This window comes from Serratia proteamaculans (assembly GCF_013337185.1).
GTDB classification, from domain to species: Bacteria; Pseudomonadota; Gammaproteobacteria; order Enterobacterales; family Enterobacteriaceae; genus Serratia; species Serratia proteamaculans_D.
This window is the reverse complement of record NZ_SWDE01000001.1, coordinates 597,739-615,986: the sequence shown is the minus strand read 5'-3', so window position 1 is coordinate 615,986 and position 18,248 is coordinate 597,739. Positions and strand designations below refer to the sequence as shown.

General features: G+C 51.1%; 15 protein-coding genes. 2 read left to right on the top strand and 13 right to left on the bottom strand.

Features of this window, described 5'->3' with window-relative positions:
* Nucleotides 1–8: 8 nt before the first annotated feature.
* From FCL49_RS02855 to FCL49_RS02820, 8 genes are all read right to left on the bottom strand, one after another.
* Entirely contained in the window at nucleotides 9–1,670 is a 1,662-nt protein-coding gene (locus FCL49_RS02855; RefSeq protein WP_174352346.1) for a hypothetical protein, read from the bottom strand.
* Between the two features lie 9 nt (nucleotides 1,671–1,679).
* A complete protein-coding gene (locus FCL49_RS02850; protein ID WP_174352345.1) occupies nucleotides 1,680–3,515 on the bottom strand; it encodes a hypothetical protein in 1,836 nt (611 codons plus the stop codon).
* A gap of 66 nt (nucleotides 3,516–3,581) precedes the next feature.
* Nucleotides 3,582–5,723: a hypothetical protein gene (locus tag FCL49_RS02845; protein WP_174352344.1), complete on the bottom strand. Its 2,142-nt coding sequence runs from the start codon at nucleotides 5,721–5,723 to the stop codon at nucleotides 3,582–3,584.
* Nucleotides 5,724–5,744: 21 nt separating this feature from the next.
* Complete coding sequence (locus FCL49_RS02840) at nucleotides 5,745–7,169, bottom strand: hypothetical protein (RefSeq protein ID WP_174352343.1); 1,425 nt, start codon at nucleotides 7,167–7,169, stop codon at nucleotides 5,745–5,747.
* Nucleotides 7,166–8,917: a hypothetical protein gene (locus FCL49_RS02835; protein WP_174352342.1), complete on the bottom strand. Its 1,752-nt coding sequence runs from the start codon at nucleotides 8,915–8,917 to the stop codon at nucleotides 7,166–7,168. The genes FCL49_RS02840 and FCL49_RS02835 overlap by 4 nt, the downstream gene beginning before the upstream one ends.
* Before the next feature lie 3 nt (nucleotides 8,918–8,920).
* Entirely contained in the window at nucleotides 8,921–10,522 is a 1,602-nt protein-coding gene (locus tag FCL49_RS02830) for a Hint domain-containing protein (protein WP_174352341.1), read from the bottom strand.
* Between the two features lie 89 nt (nucleotides 10,523–10,611).
* Nucleotides 10,612–11,136 carry a hypothetical protein gene (locus FCL49_RS02825; RefSeq protein ID WP_174352340.1) on the bottom strand — a complete coding sequence of 175 codons (525 nt, stop codon included), beginning with the start codon at nucleotides 11,134–11,136 and terminating at the stop codon, nucleotides 10,612–10,614.
* A gap of 517 nt (nucleotides 11,137–11,653) precedes the next feature.
* A complete protein-coding gene (locus FCL49_RS02820) occupies nucleotides 11,654–12,268 on the bottom strand; it encodes a TetR/AcrR family transcriptional regulator (protein WP_174352339.1) in 615 nt (204 codons plus the stop codon).
* 176 nt (nucleotides 12,269–12,444) lie between these two features.
* Between FCL49_RS02820 and FCL49_RS02815 the strand changes: the two genes are divergently transcribed.
* Nucleotides 12,445–13,659, top strand: coding sequence for an MFS transporter (locus FCL49_RS02815; protein WP_174352338.1), 1,215 nt, complete (start codon nucleotides 12,445–12,447; stop codon nucleotides 13,657–13,659).
* A 46-nt stretch (nucleotides 13,660–13,705) separates the two neighbouring features.
* Here FCL49_RS02815 and FCL49_RS02810 read toward each other — a convergent pair whose 3' ends face one another.
* The 4 genes from FCL49_RS02810 to FCL49_RS02795 form a co-directional block, all read right to left on the bottom strand.
* A complete protein-coding gene (locus tag FCL49_RS02810; RefSeq protein ID WP_037415083.1) occupies nucleotides 13,706–13,900 on the bottom strand; it encodes a ribbon-helix-helix protein, CopG family in 195 nt (64 codons plus the stop codon).
* Nucleotides 13,901–13,956: 56 nt separating this feature from the next.
* Nucleotides 13,957–14,745 carry a spermidine synthase gene (locus FCL49_RS02805; RefSeq protein WP_174352337.1) on the bottom strand — a complete coding sequence of 263 codons (789 nt, stop codon included), beginning with the start codon at nucleotides 14,743–14,745 and terminating at the stop codon, nucleotides 13,957–13,959.
* A 37-nt stretch (nucleotides 14,746–14,782) separates the two neighbouring features.
* Nucleotides 14,783–15,238, bottom strand: a complete 456-nt coding sequence (gene fabZ, locus FCL49_RS02800) for a 3-hydroxyacyl-ACP dehydratase FabZ (protein WP_135316520.1) — start codon at nucleotides 15,236–15,238, stop codon at nucleotides 14,783–14,785.
* Between the two features lie 254 nt (nucleotides 15,239–15,492).
* Nucleotides 15,493–15,987 carry a TIGR00645 family protein gene (locus tag FCL49_RS02795; RefSeq protein ID WP_012145114.1) on the bottom strand — a complete coding sequence of 165 codons (495 nt, stop codon included), beginning with the start codon at nucleotides 15,985–15,987 and terminating at the stop codon, nucleotides 15,493–15,495.
* 303 nt (nucleotides 15,988–16,290) lie between these two features.
* Here FCL49_RS02795 and FCL49_RS02790 point away from each other — a divergent pair, with 303 nt between their 5' ends.
* Nucleotides 16,291–17,763: a serralysin family metalloprotease gene (locus FCL49_RS02790; protein WP_302479846.1), complete on the top strand. Its 1,473-nt coding sequence runs from the start codon at nucleotides 16,291–16,293 to the stop codon at nucleotides 17,761–17,763.
* Between the two features lie 41 nt (nucleotides 17,764–17,804).
* On the opposite strand, the gene arsC is transcribed toward FCL49_RS02790, so the two are convergent.
* Nucleotides 17,805–18,236, bottom strand: a complete 432-nt coding sequence (gene arsC / locus FCL49_RS02785) for a glutaredoxin-dependent arsenate reductase (RefSeq protein ID WP_174352335.1) — start codon at nucleotides 18,234–18,236, stop codon at nucleotides 17,805–17,807.
* Nucleotides 18,237–18,248: the final 12 nt, after the last annotated feature.

Genomic DNA, 18,248 nt, shown 5'->3' with positions numbered 1-18,248 from the left:
TCAGTTCCCTATGCCACGGCCGGAATAACAATGGCCGGCGGATTCTCGCTGCCATCACGCGTGACACTGTCACCACCGACCAGCAGGTAAGTGATTTTGTAATCGACCGTCCAGGGCTTCTCAGTCAGGCAGCGGTACTTAAAGGTCTGCTCCTCGGTTTTATCCGGATTAAACTGGTACTTCTTGGTTTTGCGACTTTGTTTGTCGTCCAGGTAAGTCAGTTCGACGATCACCTGATTGTAATTCTCCCAGGAGAATTTCCGGTCGAGGAAGATGGAGATCTCGTTGAAGGTCAGCACCGCTCCAGGATCCAAATTCAGCAGGGTTGAAGCTGAAGCCGACGGCTGCTTGTAGCTGGTGCTACCTTCCCAGCCGGTGGTGGCGGCAGACTTGAAGGCATATTCGCTGTTGATCACAAACAGCTCATTTCTGTCAGGGCTGCGCGAAATGGTCTTGCTCCATTTACCGTCGTCGGTGACAAACGGTTCGGCGGTATAAACCTGTTTGTTATATTCGATTTTGAAGGTAGCGGCCTTGATGCCGTATTCGTCAAAACCATCCGGCCCCAGCACGGTAAAGTCGATTTTCTGGAAGAAAGGATCGTTAACGTTAACTTCAATAAAGTAAGGCGGCTCTTTTTTGGCGCGCAGAATGTCGCTGCCGATAAAGTTTTGCGGTACCGCCGACTGGCTGAGGGCTTTTGATGAGGTGTAGTTGAAGTTCAGGCTTTTGGTTTCTTCGATGCGCACCAGTTTTATTTCCAGCGAGGCACTGGGGAACAGCCCGCCTTTGCCGCCTTCCTCACCGTCTTCTTTACCGCTGGCGAGCAGAGATTCCAGGATGGAGTCGCTGGCTGATTTGGCCTGAGTATTGCTGTCATCATTGGGTTTGAGCGATGCGGTGAAGAAGCTTTTCAGGATCTCCTCTTTGACAAACTGCAGCGCCCATTCTTTCTCTTTGGCTTCCTCCTCGCTCGGCATGCTCTCGGTGACCTTGATGATCAACTTCTGATCCTGCTGCAGTTTTTTGATCACGCTGTCAAAGCCCAGCCAAAAACTGGCCGGGGTTTCCACCGGGATCGGGATATTGGCGCCAAATTTAAGGTCGAACTCTTTGTAGATGCTTTCAAATTTGGCTTCTACCTCGACCTTTAACGCTGGGGTGATGCCGGTAAAGCTGAGGTTATAGGCCACGGCCGCCGATGCCTGCGCTTTGTTAAAGGCCGCTTCCAGGATCACCGCCTGCTGCGGCGTCAGTTTGGCGCTGAAGATGGCACTATTGTTGCCAAACAGGCTGGGGCACTGCGCGCTGATCAACTCACCGTTGGCATTGCTGCCGACATCAAGCACGAAGAAATTTACCGTGCCTTTGTCATACGGCACCTGGGCCTTGCGGGCGGTTTTCGGATCAACTTTGAGTTTACGCAGGTACTCGTTAAATGCAGCGTCCAACTCGCTGGCATCGATCGAGGTATTGACCTCGAAGTTGATGTAACCCCCTTGCTGACCGCTGCCGTCACCAGTGTATTTGATCAATGAAAAAATCGGTCTCCCGTCTTTTTCTGCGATATGGATATCACCGGGCAAATACCAGAACTGCTTGTCATCGGAGTCGTCGGCAAAGAAGGTGATGTTGTTGATCGTGGCAGTTCTTGCTCTGAGTAATAACATGATGGTTCCTTAAATGAGGTTGGCGATATCGATATCGTCTTGAACGGTTGCGGTTTGGACGTAATCGGGCTTATCCCCGCCTTGGTCCGGTTGGTAGGTAAACCAAATTTCCAGATCGACGCTAAGTCGTTCGGGGTCGAGTTGGTCGGCACTAAAACGCTGAGGGGCGGCATCGTCGGCGGTAAACTGAAAAATTTGCTGCAAAGGCGGGGCGTCATCGCCGGGCAAATAGGCATAGCTGGCAGAAACCAGCACCGACGCAATCTGTTGCCAGTCCATGTTGGCGGCAATCATTAACACCCGCTGGTGATACAGACTGGAGACCAGGTACACATCCTGGCTGGTCGGTTCGTTTAACAGCGCAGAGATATGGGGCGAGTTAACGGCGCTGTTGTATTCCTTGGTGACCTCAAACAAATACTGATCCGGGTTGGGCAGCATCACCGGATAGCTGTTCTGCTGCGTCGTCTGGCTAATCTGAAAGCTTTTCGACAGGCTGGCTAGCGGCTGTCCGCTATGGCGGCAGCGCAGGGTGACCAGGATCGACTGGTACCAGCGCCAGTCAAACAGGCTGGCGGCCTCAATGACAAAATCGTAGCGGCCGTAGACAGACTCAATATCCAGATAGACATCGTTCAATTCGGTTTGCAGCGCGCCGGAACTGACCGATTTCACGCCGCCTACCGCCTGATTGAGATAGACGGTGAAGCTGTATTCGACCGGCCACAGCATTTTGCCGGTTATAGGGTCGGTAATACTCGGTGACCTGAATAACTTCGGCCCGATATCACCCAGGCGGAAGGTGTATTGCTTGCTGTCCGAGCCATAGCGCAGGCGCACCATCACCAATTGGACGTTAACGTCCAGCTCGTCGGACAGCAGGTTGATCCGAACTTCACGGTGGGCGAAGAAGTCATCCTGCAGGTCAGTTTGGCTGATCACCCGGTTGGCCTGATAGTCGGTGCCGGCGACCAGTTCGGCAAACAGGGCCTGCGGATAAAGCGAACGTTTGACCACCGTGGTTTCGCTCAGCTTGCCGCTTAAACGCCGCTGGTCAATATCCTCAACCGACAGCCTTTGCAGATAAAAACCGGCCCTGGGCTTGGGTTGTTGTGGCACTTCGGCAAACACCGGGGTGAAAAACTCGCCGGTCAGGATCTGCGTCAACTCGGCCACCGCCTGCCTGAAGTGCCCATCGGGGTCAGTGTCCCTGACTTTGATGGTCACCACTTTTTTGCTGATTAATTGCGATGAGGTTTCTTCGATATCGACGGAAAAAAACAGCAGGTTGAAACCGACCGACTGCTGCAGAAATTGATAAACCTGATCCCAACGGGCTTCCAGTTCAAAGGTGGCTGGCGGCAATTGCAGCAGATAGTCAATTTTATAGCTGATGGCGATGGGCGCCGTGGCGGGGGTCGCCATCAGGCTGGCCAGCAGAGCGATATCCGCGTCAGCCGGTAATTTGGCCAACAGATAGCAGTTTTGTTGGTCGCTCAGTGAGGTCTTGCTGGTTTGGCCGTCGATAAAGCCGGGAATGTTCAGCGTGGCGCTGCAAGCGATCGCCTGCAAGGGTAATAACACCGCGTCGCGCGGCATGTCCGGGTTGGCTGCCGCCGCCGACTGCGCCGCCTCGGGGCTGCTGGTTAACTGGGTTTGCAACGACAGCATGGCATAGTAAACCGTGGCCGGTTGGCTGCTGTTTCTAAATATCTGTAGCTGGACCGCCGGTTGGTCACCGTCAATAACGCTAATGCCCGGCGCGGCCGCGCAATAATAATAAATGGGCCGGTCCGGATCGGCCCGGATAAAACAGATGTTTTGCACTACGACCTGATTGTTCATAGCGACCATCCCATTTTATGAAGGAGATCCAGGGCAAAGAAGCTTTGCCCTGGAGTGCTCAGCACATCAGAAAGTCACCACCACAATGGTGCTGGTTCCTGTCACATCCTTCTTGACGGTTTTTTCCAGATTGTCAGGCCCGTAATACACCGTAGCGACGTAATGGATCCTCACCTCGTTGTCTTTTTCAGCCTGCATCAGGTCGAAGGTCAGGTACTGGGTGAGGGATTTAGGATCAAACTCGGTCAGGGCAAGGGATTGGGATTGCGTAAAGTCCCATTTCGGGTAATACACCACCATTTCATAGGTGATGAGCGAGATATCTTTCTGGCTTGGCTTGAAGATAATGGTGTACTTCTGCTCTTTCGGCAGGGCATTGGCGACCACGATCTGGTGGCCGCGGATCAGCCCATAACCCGGTAGTTGTGGGTTGGTCTCAACGCCGCTGGGGATGTAGGTCAGGCTGTCCCCATCCAGGGTCTGGTAATCGGTGGAGAAATAAATCGGCTTATCCACGTCAATGCCAATCGGGTAAATAAAGGGGTGAGGAGGAGTCGACTCCCTGACTATCTGGCTGTCAGTCTTGAGTTTGACCCCCTTATCGGGATCGGAATATTGGGTTTTAATCACCACCTGGCTGAAGACTTTCCAGCCCATAGGATCGAGCAGCGTAGAAATATCGGCATAAACGATGCCGCATTCGGCCACGTTGATGGAGATAACCAGATCCTGATCGCTCTGAAGTTCGCCAGAGTGATAGGGCTTGGCCTGCATGCCGGTGAAGTTGACGGTGTAGGAGTATTTAAATGCCCGACCCAATTCGGGGTTGATAAACCATTTGCCGGTTTCTTTCGGCTCGCTGTCGCCTGGGGAAAACTGCAGCGTGCTCTGGTTGTCTTTGTCGTAGACGGCGGTCACCACGATATTGGCGACGTTATATTGTGCCAAATCCTGTGTGACATAGAACTTGGGCTGTATGTACTGGTAGAAAGGATCGTTGAGATCGTACTCTTTAAAATAGTCTTTCAGATTGGCTTCGCCGACAATGGACTGGATAGACGGCAACTGAGTCTGAGGGGCGATGGAGAAAGAGACCACCGAGTTTTCATCATAAACGCGGGTAAAGCTTTTGGTTTCGCTAAGGCTGGACTTGAATTTATCAAAGCCGTCGGCTTCATTAAGCAATTCCAGGCTCATGTCCAACCCGGTTTGGCTGCTTAAAATCTGTTCTACCTGCTTTTGCCCCCAAGCGGTTAGCCCGTCTTTCCATTTAATGTATTGATCCGCGGTCATGCCCATTTCTGCGGCGGTCAGCCCGACCTGAACATCGATCTTGATCGCGCCTTTTTCGATATATTCGCGCTCAATTTTTTTCTCATCGGCCGACCAGGTGTGGTAGGTGATGCTTTGCGTCACCGATTTGGTGATTTCACTGTCATAGCTGACCGTAACTTTGGCCGCCGGCAGGGAAGCATCCAGGTTGAAGTCGAAACGAATGCCAACGCTGGAGTTTTTATCGGTGCCTTTCAATACCTGCTCGAACAGGGTGGCACCTTCGCCGGTTAACGACAGGCTGAAAACGGTATTGTTATCACCCAGGCCTGATGGCGACAGCGTGGTGGGGATTTGGCGGTAGAATTTCTCGTTGCTGTCCAGAATCAATGAAGCCTGTGCCGAGGTGAGTCTCGGGACTTGCAGCTTGATTTCTGTCGGCGTCAATTCCAGCACGAATTGGTCATTGCCTTTGTTGCTGTCATATAACGCGACAAACCTGGCAGCCTGATCGTCATTTAAACCGGTATTGCGCAACGCGGTATCCATAGCTGCTTTTTTGGTCGCATTTTCGGGGTCGGCCACCGAGGCCTGCTCGGCTTGAACATACTTGACGATCAGGGTGGACTTCGCGATCAGCGGATCTTTAAGCTTGCCGAGCAACTCGATAGCGATCTTGTTTTTCATCTCCGAATCAGGCTGCGGCAGCATCACGGTAAATTGCGCATAGCCGCCCTGGTTGTCTTCACCACGGTACTTGTAGAACATGAAATAGGGGCTTTTGGCATCCCTGGCGACAAACACCGGGATCTCGGGCACCACATAGAAAGTATTCTTATCAATGCTGTCGCCATAGCAGGTAAAGGCATATTCCTTAATGCCCAGATATTTATCCGTGGCGATCTTGACCGATTGCTGCAAAGCGGTGGTTAACATAGGGTGTTCCTCTTGTTTATGTCACTTGTTGTATTGCAGTTTGACGGGGCTGGCGCTGGCCTGTAGCGGGCCAGAGTCGTAGGTTTTGGGGAATATCGAGTCGAGTTTGCCTTGCCATTGGTAGTCAACGCGGCCGTTTAAACCGGCGGCATGGGCATTAATCCACCAGTTGGCCTGCCACTGCTGGGCAGCAAACGAAAAGCTGAAGTTTTGTTTTTTTGCCTGACCTGCCGGCTGATAAGTGGCGGTGCCGCTAATCGACTTAAATTTCGCCTTCAGCGGTTCGGCCTCAAACAGCAGGCTATAGAAACCCAGGTCTTGCGGGGTGAGCGCCAGGCTGTCTTGCCAGCCGAGTTGGCTTTCATAGCTGGTGTAGTCGGAAAACGTCACTTTCAGGGTGATAACGCTGACCTCTTCAGTGGTTTTCAAGGTGACCGGGGGGAAGCTGGGCCACTGCATCGGCGTTTGCGACTGGGCATAGCGCAGCTCGATCGACATGATGTTAAAACTCTTGGGATTGAACCCCAGACTCACCACGCATTCGCGGTGTTTTATCGGCTTATCCGGCCGGGTAGGTTCGGGTAACGGGGTCGGCGTAAAAGTGATAATGCTGTCGGCGGGCAGTTGGCCAAGCAAGGTGGCGATATCCTGCTGCTGAACCAGCAAATAGCGTTGCGGCACGCTATTGCTGTAGCTGACGTCATAACTGATCTTGCTGGGGATTTCATCGATGGAATGGATGTTACGCAGCGTATTGCTGACCAGCAGTGCTGCAGTATTCACCAGTGAGTTTCTGACCAGTTCGCGGGTCTGTTGCGAAGGATCATTATCGAACTGTTCCAGCAGGGTGATCACCCCGGCGTCGATCTGCTGATTAAGCAAAATAGCGATAGCTTCGGGTTGACGCGCCTGCTGGTTAAAGGCCAGGGTTAGAAATGCCACCCAGTCGGTTTCCAATCTGGCAGCAACGCGGCTGCTAACGCTAAACCGGCTGTGAGTCACCAGATAAACCTGGCTCTTGGCTCCGCGAATGGCGTTGTCCAGCAGGCCGGCTTCGGCATGGGTCAGCGGCATTTTTGACTGTTCGAATTCGACGTTATAACTGCCGGATTCCGGCTGGTGGACAAAGCGTAGAAACAGCGACTGACGTATGTCGCCCTGTTGCAGACTGATTTTTCCCGGAGCCGGAATGAAATGCTGGCGGATATAGGCTTCAATCGCCGCGGTATCCACCGGCAGATTGGGCGCGATAAAGGTCGCCAGACCGCCGCCGGGGCTGGTCAGCAAATGCAGCGCGCTGACCTTGCCGTCCAGCACTACCTGCGGGGTAAAGCTGCCGTAGGTGTAGCATTCCGGCGGCTGCGTTTGGTCGTGGAAAGCGAAGGCTCGGCCAAGCAGGAAAAAGTTCTGTAGCGTTTGTTGAGGGTTCAAATCTTCAGCGTTCATTTTTCACCTTTTATATCAATCGTTTGATCGCCGGTCACATACGCCGACCATTGGCCCGAAGGGGGCTGGTAGCGGAATCCGCAGGCAAAGATAGAAGTGACCGTCCACAGGTAATCGAAACTGCTCTGTTGGTGGGTGAAGGTATGCTCCGTAGTGCGGTCGGTGCCCTGGGCTTGAAAGAGCACCGTGGCTTTGAGCATTTCAGTGGGCAGAATGACGGTGATCCGCGCTCGTTGTGAGCCAAACTGCGGGAAGCTGTAAGCCCCGATGGTGGTGGGCTGGGTAATCGGCATCGGCAATGGTACGACGCCGCTGCCGGCAAGCTGATAGGCGGTTGCTTCGGCGTAGGTTTCATCACCGAGGATTGGGTAACTGAAATAAGGTGCCGCTGTGGTTAAGGTAAAATCCTGCTGCCAGCCGGCAGAATGATAGCGACCGCTAATTCGGCTTTCCCGGGCAAAACTCGGATCAATATTGATGGTCAGAAACTGACAGGGCAGCGCGGCGTAATCCAACACCAGAGCGCGTTGGTCGCACGCTTGCCGTTCACCGATTTTGGAGGGCCAGCCGCCCAGTTGCGTATTATTAACCCGGATTTGGTAGAAGAAAGGTTCTGTCTCCAACTCGCTGGTATAAAAGCGGAAGGTCAACCGGCTCTGGTCAGAATTCAGCAGTTGGGTTTGACTCTGTTCCATCGGGTAAATCAACCCTGGTGGCACGGTGATCTGAATATCGATAGAGACATTGCTTTTCAACCCCTGCGGGAAGGCGTAGAAAACGTCTATCTCCCGTTCACCCTGTGGAATTGGCGGGGCGGTAGTGCGGTGAATAATGGTCTCGGGCGAGACTTTGGCGATTTGCTGAGCGGCGGCAAAAGGATCCAGTATAAAACACAGCGGGCGTTGGCTCAGCACCACCGAGTCGAGTTTAAAGATCACCCGGCCGCCTTGAGCGGGCACCTGCAGGGCGATCATCGCCGTATTGCTGGATGCCGGACCGGCGTAGGGAGAGCCCAACAGATTGTAGAGTCGGTCAAGGAACGTCTGGCTGAAAAGCAGATTTTCCTCGGGCTGGTTCTCCGGTAAGGGGGGACTGATTTGCAGCGGCAGCCGCGCCAGATTTTGGTAGAGATATTGCGTCAGCAGGCCATAGTCAAACGCCACCCGGTCATCGTTAACCAGAGGCGTGCCTTTGGCTCCGTCGGTCAGGAGCAGCATCAGCGCGCGGGGATCAAACTCGACGGAATACGCCAGGCGCGGCGATACCCCCTCAACAAAGCCGTCCAGCCGGGCATTAAAACCGATGGTATCATCGAGCAGGGTTTTCTCAATCAGCTGGGTACTGGCCGAATTCAGCAAAATAATAAACTGGATACACTGAGCCGAATACCAGGTGGCGTCATAGCTTTGCCCGCGAAGAGCGCTGTGATACTCAATCGGCACGTCAAACCCCAGGCTACCGGGTAACACCGGCAACACCTTCACCGCTTTATCCGGGTGTTGCTGCTTGAAATTCACCAGACTTTGGCCTGCGGCATACTGCAGTTCTGTAGTGAAATTCAGCCAGCCGTAAATACTGTCGGTGCTGGGGCTGCGAACAATATCCAGCGAGAAAGCCAGTGGATCCGCGACCAGAATGCTGACCGAGTCCGGGTATAAGAAATAGCCATCATTCTGTTGATAGGTAGCGATAAACCTAAGCTGGTCGCTAATGATAATCTGCTGAAAGTCCGGATAGCCCTGATACATGAGTTATTTACCCGCCGCGTTGAGATGGTTTTGATAATCCTGATGCCATTCTTTTGGCAGTTTGCTCAGGATATTCGCCGGGCGTTGGTAATATTCATCCTCATAGATACGTTGCATCTGGAGATCACCGACCAATATGCCGTTGGCATACAGGGTGTTGTCGTCGTACAGACCTTTGTCAGCAGGTGCTTCAGCCGCCAACTGCAGGTTATATACCTTCAGTTCTCCTTGTTGTTGCACCATGCTTATAATCTCGCACTCACCATCCAGAGTGATTAATTTCGTTGAGTGGTTTAATTCACGAGCAATCACCACGCCGGCTGAGGTAATAAACGGGTGGCCAAGGCTGGTGGTAATGTTTTTTATTTCATCTTTGTTGTTTTTTACGGTTATTTCGATGAAATGACGTTCCTGGCCAGTAGTGATGGCTTCAATTTTGAGCGGTACATTGTTTCTCGATAATACGGACTCACCGATAGCAAGCTCGGAAATCATTTTTTCCCTGCCATCCTGCATCAGGATTTTTGTGTTCTCAGCCAGACAACCATAAACAATACGCATCGGCTTTAATGATTCTGTGTTTAGAAATCGCTGGTCTGGCTCAAGGCTTTTAGGGGCGTTGGTGATAAAGGTCGCAATGCTTTTCCCATCGACATTGAGAATAACCTTGAAAACATAATAAACCCATTCGCCAGATTCAAAGTCAACCTGATTGAACCTTAGCCAGTCCAGGTCCCAGGAGATATTGTCACCATTAATTCTGGTGTTGGCTGAATTGAAAATATTGTAGTTGCCGAAAGGGGTGACAGGATCGCCGCCAGCACGAGTACGTATCAAATAAATGGTATTACTGGCTTTGACAGGTTGGCCCCCGTTGAGCTCAATTTGCCCCAGGTAGGTAATATTACCTTTAATCGGTACCCTGACCGAGCCGTCATAATTATTTCGGTAATCACAGTCGGCCTCATCGCGGGTCAGGCAGATCTTGATTTCATTTGGATTAATAAGACTTCTCGGTGACTCATTATAGATAATTTTTGGATAACTCTGGCTGGTAATGATTTCTGCCCCGTATACCGTCTGGTTACCGATAGTCTGAGCAAAGGTATAAATCACCGTGACCGGATAATCCGCAGCGATCTGGCTACCCGGATAAACCCCATTGGCACTCAGAGTACAGTCTGCGGCGTAGACATAGGCCTGGTTGTAGTTAACCGGCCCGACATTGCCGGCCTCGCCGTCAAACAGCCCAAGGGTTTGCGTGACGTTAGTCGCCGAGACAGGCAGGGAGCCTATGGCATTGGCACGATAATTTCGACCGTCGGTAGAGTCCAGCCGGACAATACTGTAAACCGGTTGAGCGGAGCCATTACCGGCATCGCTCAACCGGCCGGCACTGAGTTTAAGCCGTTTTGTCTGTTGCCAGCATTGAGTAAACTGCGGAGTATTGCCCGTGGTAAGACCGGCAAGTTTTAATTGAATATCGTAAAAGCTGACCAGCAAGGGATCGCCGGGTTCAATAATAAACAGACCGGCATTGCTATATTTGCTGATGACATCTTTAACAATAGTCTTCTCGTCTGATGTATAACCTTGTGTGATCATAATATCAGTACCCAATAAGTTTCAGACATAAACGTGCGCAAGCAATGGCGGCAATGAACCAAACCATAGCTAATTAAACGATTAATGATTTATTTACAGGTTTCTTTGCAATAAGCGTAAATGGCACTCAGAGTGTCGGAACCAAGATATTCTTCGAATTGACCATCGGTAGGATCTATATGTGGATCCTGCGTCATGGCGTACAGTTCTTGAGCAAACATATCTTTGGTGGCAGAGGGCTTGTTTTTAAAATAGGTTTTCAATTTTCCCTTGCTGACTTTCCGTATCCAGGCGAACTCACCGCCAAGCGCTACTGTACCAGTGAAGGTGAAAACTTTACTGGTGTAGAAAGTAATATCATTGGGAAAAACTTTATAGCGAACAACTTGCTGGACTTCAATATTATGCAGAGTTTCTTCCCAGGTCTCTCTTTTGATAACGTTTAAGGCAAAGTTCTTGCCGTCAACCGGGCCGTCTTTTGCATCAGCAGTTCCGCCAAATAACATCGGACAACCTCTGGCAAAACCTTCATTTTTCAAACCTAATAGAATAAAGTCATCATTCCCAACAGCAGCCGGATTGCTGTCAAGAATGACGTATTTTTTAATCGGCATGGTCTGGTCCTTATACATTTGTGAGTATAAAAATAAAATTTATTTTTCGGGTCGGGAGCGATGAATTACTCAACTTCAACAATAGCAATGGCGACTAAAAAATCAACTGACACTTAAAAATAAATGAAGTATTTTTGGGTTGAGATCGAGATAACCAAGCAAATCACAGCGTTAAAAAAATAAAGAAAAATTTATTTAAAGAATCAAATAAACAGGAGGGTTTTGTTTTTATTTCGCGACTTCCGATCTTTAATTTCATTAAATCAATGAATTGAACGGCAAGGGTGATAAAGTCTTTTTAGAGTTGTTAAAATAATTCATGACACTTAGCTAAGCAATTAATTGTGTGATAGGAATTTCTTTAACCATAAAGGTTGTGAATAGTTAATTAAACAGTTGAAATAGTCATCATATTAGTTGGGTAATGATATTTATACTTTGCTAATGATATGGAAGGGCGATGATTTGCCAAAGTGTTCGCCAGATTGGTCCGGTGAACACTTTAGAGTCGATGCCATCAGGCATGACTATTAACATCCCAAACCGTCATCAATGCCGTGACGGCGTTATCCAGCACGCTGTAGTCGACGCCATCCCTTGCAAGCGTTGAAACGCCCAAAAGGAAGCTGTCGAACAGCGTGGCGATAACAGCAGGGTCAATCTGTTTTCTTAACTCGCCGCTTGCTATGCCTCGTTGAATGCAGCGACTAAAACCCTTCAACGTTCGTTGGCGTGAGTCTGTCAGTGGTTTCAGCACCGCGGCATGCTCATCAGAACCGCCGGACATTACCGCCAAAGCCACCATGCAGCCTTTGGGATGGTGGTCTTCGCATTGCATCTTGACCGAGCGGCGCAAGGAAGTTTCAATCGCTTCTCTGGGTGGCAGCGAATCATCCCACAACGCATCATTCACCCGTCCATAGCTATTGAGATAGCAGGACACCGTCTCGTTGAACAGTGCCTCTTTGGAACCAAAGGCGGCATAAAAACTGGGTGCGGTAATGCCGCCACCAATCTGTGCCTTCAGCTGTGCCAGAGAGGTGGACTCATAACCGTGCTGCCAGAACAGATGCAGCGCCTGCTGCACGGCCTGGTCGCGATCAAAGCGGCGAGGGCGGCCTATTTGTGCCATAGCTGTCTCCAGATTTTTAATTATATACCGATCGGTATAAATATCATTGACACTCAGATGATACCCGCTTAGCATTATTATACCACTCGATACATAAATCAATTCTCGTGATGCGCTCACGGGGACGGGTAAGTATCGCCCACATTTATACCGATCGATACATAATGAGGTTATTGATGAGCCAGACCCCAATCAATTGCACTGTAGAAGGGGATATACCCGAACAGGCGCAGCGTTTGCCGATGGCGGCGCTACTGGCATTGGCCATGACAGGTTTTATCTGTATTGCCACCGAAACCTTACCCGCCGGTTTGCTGCCGCTGATCGTTCCCGGCCTGCAGGTATCGCCTTCACTGGTAGGACAGATGATTACCGCCTACGCGCTGGGTTCTGTACTGGCGGCCATACCCCTGACGCTTGCCACTCAACGCTGGCGTCGACGCAGTGTTTTGTTGCTGACCATTGGCGGTTTTTTTGTTTTCAACACGGTCACAGCGCTTTCCTCCAGCTATGTTGTCACGCTGGCCGCGCGTTTTTTTGCCGGGGCGGCGGCAGGGTTGGCCTGGAGCCTGCTTGCCGGTTATGCTCGCCGCATGGTGGCGCCTCATCTGCAGGGAAAAGCCATGGCGGTCGCTATGGTGGGTGCGCCAATAGCGCTTTCGCTGGGGGTCCCACTGGGAACATGGCTGGGAACGGTGGTGGGTTGGCGCAGTGCTTTTGGTGTGATGTCATTGATGACACTAACGTTAATCGTTTGGGTGTTGGCAAAGGTGCCGGATTATCCTGGCCAGGCGGGTACTCAGCGAATGCCGCTGTATAAGGTGCTGATCACTCCGGGTGTCAGGTCGGTCTTGGGCGTCGTTATGCTGTGGATGTTTGCGCATAACATTCTCTACACTTACGTTGCCCCTTTGGTGACGCCGGCCGGATTGGCCAGTCAGGTTGATGCGGTGTTACTTGTTTTTGGTCTGGCGGCGCTGGCGGGGATTTGGTTTACCGGCCGGGTGGTTGATCGCCATTTGCGAAAGGCCGTGCTGGCCAGCCTGGCGTTGTTCGCCGTGACGACGTTGCTGTTGGGTATTGGTATTCACTCCGCGACTGCGATCTATGTGGGGATGGGGCTGTGGGGGTTGAGTTTTGGCGGGGCGGCGACGTTATTGCAAACTGCACTGGCGGACACTGCCGGCGAGGGGGCGGATGCCGCGCTGGCGATGAACGTCGTCATTTGGAACAGCGCCATTGCTGTCGGCGGTATTTTTGGCGGTTTGTTGCTTGACCACTTCGGGGCGGTGTCCTTCCCATGGGCATCGCTGGTGTTGGTGCTGGGAGGGTTGGCGCTCACGATAGCGGCCAAACGGCATGGTTTTTCCGCCGAGGCACGCAAGGGGTAAATCACCGTAGCAGTTACAGATGGCGCGAATCTTGCGCCATCTGACTTCAGACGTTATCCACGCGCGGATTCGAGTGGGTCGGCTGGCTTGGATATTCCACCTGATGTTTATGCAGATAGTCGCGTATCAGCTGGCGGATCACCTGGGAAGGGGTGACGTCCTGCTGCAAACACAGCTCTTCCAACGCTTTTTTCTTATCAGGATCAATGAGTACGGTCAGGCGCGCCGTTTTCTTTTCCATGATGGTGACTCCAGAGAATAATAATCAAATGATAATAGTGAAATGGCCCTACCGGCTCAGCTAAAGTGCAAGCGTTCAATCTTGCGTGACAGGTAACCGAGGTCACAGTTAAAACTCGGCCCGACTTCGGCACTAAGGCGGCGCAGCAGGTTTAGCGGCGTCTCGATTTCAGCCAATGTGGCATAGATAATCACGTTGCCGCTGGGCGCAACGCAGTACAACACGCTGTTAAACACCCGGTGCAAACTGTGGTACAGCAGTGAATCTTCATCGGGCACTTCATGGTAGTTCAGCACCAGCCAACCTTGTGGTGAAAGCCGTCCGGCACACCGCTGAAGAAAGCTTTGCGTCCCCTGTTGCGGATCCATGCTGAAGGCGCTGTAGAGGTCGGAAAAAATCAGATCATACTGCCGGGTTACCGGGGCACGTAAAAAATCGCCCGCGTCAGCAACGCGCAAGACAACCTTTTCGTCGGTGGGTAAGGTGAAATAACTCTGCGCAACAGAGACCACCGCCTCGCGCAGTTCTACCACTTCCAGCAGCATATTGGCGTCATAGGCATGCAATGCCCGCACCAGACCGCCGCCACCCAGTCCGAGGATCAGCGCTGCCGAAGGTGGCTGCCAGGCCACCGCCATCAGCATGGTTTTGATGTAGTTGTGAACCGGTACCTGTGGCGCGTCGATGCACATTTTGCTCTGCTCGCAAATACCGTCAAAACGCAGGGTTCGGTAGCCCTTGTGGTCAGAGACAATAATTTCACCGCAGTGGTCTTGCTTGCGGGCAATCACCTGGCCGCGAGGAGAAAAATCCAGGCTATTAAGCAATTTATCAACCATAGACATAGTAATTTCTTTAAGCCTCCATCAGAAAACTGCGGTGTTACTTCCGAGCGCACATAAACTCGGCGGTACAGATGCGGCGGCCATTGACCGTGGCACGGCCGGTAAAGCGGGCAAGGCCGGAGCGCTGCCTAACAAAGGCGACATCCATACGAAGCTGATCGCCAGGCCGTGCCGAGCGATAGAAACGAGCGTGATGAATGGCGGCAAAATAGTAATGTTCGCCGGGTAATAGCGGGCTGAGAAAATAATGAGCCAACAAGCCAGTGGTCTGTGCCAGCGCCTCCACCATTAATATGCCGGGAAACACCGTGGTCTGGTGGTGGCCAGTCCAGAAGGTCGGTTCATTGGCAGTGATATTTTTGATGGCACTCAAGCGGCCTTCGGCCACGGCAGTGCCGTCAGGCACAATGCGGTCAACCAGCAGACAGGGGAAGCGGTGCGGCAGGATGGATTGAACATCCTGAAACTGTAGTGGTTTACCATTGAGCGGCATGATTGATTAGGGTCCTGTCAGCGGGACAAAGCTCAGCTTGTGCCGGCGTCTGTGCCTGTCGAAGTGTAATAACATTATAATGTTATTATCATTGGATGCACCAAGTGAAATTAGGCCTATAAGCGGATAAAGGTTTCTTGGTGACAACGTCACTAAAAATGGAAGTTTAAAATATGACTCAATATGCTGATTAATATTAGATTTTAACGGGGTGGGTGGTTAGCCGCCAGCAGAGGGTGACGGCTAACGGGGGATCATTTTTTGTCGCGAGTCAGCTTATCGAGATAGCCCATCACAAAGGCGGAAAGCACAAAGGTGAGGTGGATGATCACATACCACATCAGCTTATTGTCCGGCACGTTCTTGGCATCCATAAACACCCGCAGCAGATGGATAGAAGAGATGGCGACAATGGATGCGGCCACTTTGCTCTTTAGCGAAGTGGAGTCCATTTTGCCCAACCAGCTCAGCTTTTCTTTGTCGTCGCTGATATCCAGTTGCGAAACAAAGTTCTCGTAACCCGAGAACATCACCATTACCAGCAGTCCGCCTACCAGCGCCATATCGATCAGCGACAGTAGCGTCAGAACCAGATCCGCCTCGGCTATGGCGAAAATGTTCGGCAGAACGTGGATGATCTCCTGGAAGAATTTTATCGACAGCGCCAGCAAGGCCAACGACAGGCCGAAGTAAACCGGGGCAAGTAGCCAGCGAGAGGCGTACATGGCATTTTCTAGAAAGCGTTCCATAGTCTTCTGAGTTCGTTACAAAAAGTGGGCCACAGTATAGCGCAACAGGCCTGGCAACTGGCAAGTGGCGCGATTGAGGGGCAACTCCCTGGATTATCCCTGGTCGGCGGCGTTGGCTTATTCGCACTAATAATTAGATATTAAAAAGATGATTACTCCGCGATAAATTATTTCATCAAAATATATTGAGCTATCTGAAAATCATACTAGCATTTAAATGCTGCGATATGATGTTGCGGTAATTCTATATATCGAAATTTTATTTCTATATAACGGAAATGAATTAACCTACTGGAGATGGATATGGATAATTCCCTAAATGGAAAGACCAGCGGTTGGGATGACGTTAATGATTTGCTGAATTATCATAATAGAGGTAATGATTTAATCATCAATAATAAGCCTTCTTTTGGCGTGGAAGAGGCCGGGAAGCAAATAGCACGTAGTGAACAGACCTGGAATGGTACTCATGTCACCGGCAACGGCGCTACCGTCACTTATTCGTTCCCAGACTGGGATTATAATCAGAGTAATTTAAATTTCCGATTTGGCACCAATAATCAAGATACCGGCCTTAGCGCCTTCACCGCAGAGCAAAAAGCTCAGGCCAAGCTGTCTCTGCAATCCTGGGCTGATGTAGCTAACCTTAAGTTTGTTGAAGTTGCCCCGGATCAAAAATCCAATATTACCTTCGGAAATTATGAGGGTTCTGGCCAGGCTTATGCAATTAAGCCATTCAGCGGGGCGGGTAATGACTATCGTGGGCATAATACCGATGGTCAAAGCTGGTTCAACATCAATTACGATTACGCAGATCCCCGTGATGGTGTTTACGCCAACCTGCACCCAGAGCTTGGCAACTATGGTCGCCTGAGCATTACCCATGAACTGGGGCATACCTTGGGCCTGGATCATCCTGGAAAATATAATGCCGATGAAAATAATCCACCCAACTACAGCATGGCGAATTATGCTGAGGACACGCGCCAATTCAGCGTAATGAGCTATTGGGATGAGTCACTCACCGGTGGTGATAACGGTGGTCATTTTGCCGCCGCGCCTCTGGTTGACGATATTGCCGCTATTCAATATCTGTATGGCGCCAATACCACTACGCGCACCGGGGACACGGTGTACGGGTTCAATTCCAATACCGGGCGGGATTTCTACACGCTGACGGACAGCAACCAGAAGCTGGTGTTCTCCGTCTGGGATGCAGGCGGCAACGACACTCTTGATTTCTCGGGCTATACGCAGAACCAACGCATCAATCTGACGGAAGGATCCTTCTCTGACGTCGGCGGATTGAAGGGCAACGTTTCCATCGCTCTGGGCGCTGTGATTGAAAATGCCATTGGTGGTTCAGGTAATGATGTGATTGTCGGCAATGATGCGGCCAATATTATCCATGGAGGTGCGGGTAACGACGTTATTTACGGTGGCGGCGGGCAGGATCAGCTATTCGGTGGCAGCGGCAACGATATCTTTGTTTTCTCTGCGGTAAGTGACTCGTCGTTCAAGTCCCCAGATAAGATTATGGACTTTGAAACCGGCATCGACAAAATTGATCTGTCGTTCTTTAATCATGGCGCTAAAGACGCAGGATTTATTCATTTCGTTGACGCTTTTAGCGGTCAGGCGGGGGAGGCATTGCTAACCTATGACTCACAAAGTAATTTGAGTGAGTTGGCGCTAAATATAAATGGCCAGGCTACCCCGGACTTCCTGGTCAATATTGTCGGGCAAGCGAATACTGCCACCGACTTTATTGTTTAAATCAGTCACGGTGGGTTACGCCCACCGTGCTTTTAAGGTCTTTACTCCGGCTTGATTCTATTGCCCGCCTGGTCAATTACCTTTTCACCGTCTTCTTTGGTGAATGCGGCCTGTTGCGGCTCTGGGAGGATATCCAACACCACTTCGGAAGGGCGGCACAATCGGGTTCCGGTCGGGGTGACGACGATGGGGCGGTTGATCAGGATCGGATACTGAAGCATAAATTCAATCAACTGCTCGTCCGTCAATAATTCATTATCAAGGCCCAGCTGCTCATAGGGTTCAACGTTTTTGCGTAGCAACGCACGGACGGTAATTCCCATATCCGCAATAAGTTGAACCAGTTCATCATGTGAAGGTGGTGTGTCGAGATAATAAATAATCGTCGGTTCGTTACCGCTGTTGCGGATCATCTCCAGCGTGTTACGTGAAGTGCCGCAGGCCGGGTTGTGATAGATGACAATGTTGCTCATATCGGTATCTCA

Excerpts from the sequence above, each read along its gene's own strand:
- FCL49_RS02825 (WP_174352340.1), bottom strand. The coding sequence starts at position 11,136 with ATGCCGATTAAAAAATACGTCATTCTTGACAGCAATCCGGCTGCTGTT.
- FCL49_RS02810 (WP_037415083.1), bottom strand. The coding sequence starts at position 13,900 with ATGGAAAAGAAAACGGCGCGCCTGACCGTACTCATTGATCCTGATAAG.
- arsC (WP_174352335.1), bottom strand. The coding sequence starts at position 18,236 with ATGAGCAACATTGTCATCTATCACAACCCGGCCTGCGGCACTTCACGT.
- FCL49_RS02840 (WP_174352343.1), bottom strand. The coding sequence starts at position 7,169 with ATGAACGCTGAAGATTTGAACCCTCAACAAACGCTACAGAACTTTTTC.
- FCL49_RS02795 (WP_012145114.1), bottom strand. The coding sequence starts at position 15,987 with ATGGAACGCTTTCTAGAAAATGCCATGTACGCCTCTCGCTGGCTACTT.
- FCL49_RS02830 (WP_174352341.1), bottom strand. The coding sequence starts at position 10,522 with ATGATCACACAAGGTTATACATCAGACGAGAAGACTATTGTTAAAGAT.
- FCL49_RS02845 (WP_174352344.1), bottom strand. The coding sequence starts at position 5,723 with ATGTTAACCACCGCTTTGCAGCAATCGGTCAAGATCGCCACGGATAAA.
- FCL49_RS02805 (WP_174352337.1), bottom strand. The coding sequence starts at position 14,745 with ATGTCTATGGTTGATAAATTGCTTAATAGCCTGGATTTTTCTCCTCGC.
- FCL49_RS02835 (WP_174352342.1), bottom strand. The coding sequence starts at position 8,917 with ATGTATCAGGGCTATCCGGACTTTCAGCAGATTATCATTAGCGACCAG.
- FCL49_RS02815 (WP_174352338.1), top strand. The coding sequence starts at position 12,445 with ATGAGCCAGACCCCAATCAATTGCACTGTAGAAGGGGATATACCCGAA.
- FCL49_RS02790 (WP_302479846.1), top strand. The coding sequence starts at position 16,291 with ATGGATAATTCCCTAAATGGAAAGACCAGCGGTTGGGATGACGTTAAT.
- FCL49_RS02820 (WP_174352339.1), bottom strand. The coding sequence starts at position 12,268 with ATGGCACAAATAGGCCGCCCTCGCCGCTTTGATCGCGACCAGGCCGTG.
- FCL49_RS02850 (WP_174352345.1), bottom strand. The coding sequence starts at position 3,515 with ATGAACAATCAGGTCGTAGTGCAAAACATCTGTTTTATCCGGGCCGAT.
- FCL49_RS02855 (WP_174352346.1), bottom strand. The coding sequence starts at position 1,670 with ATGTTATTACTCAGAGCAAGAACTGCCACGATCAACAACATCACCTTC.
- fabZ (WP_135316520.1), bottom strand. The coding sequence starts at position 15,238 with ATGCCGCTCAATGGTAAACCACTACAGTTTCAGGATGTTCAATCCATC.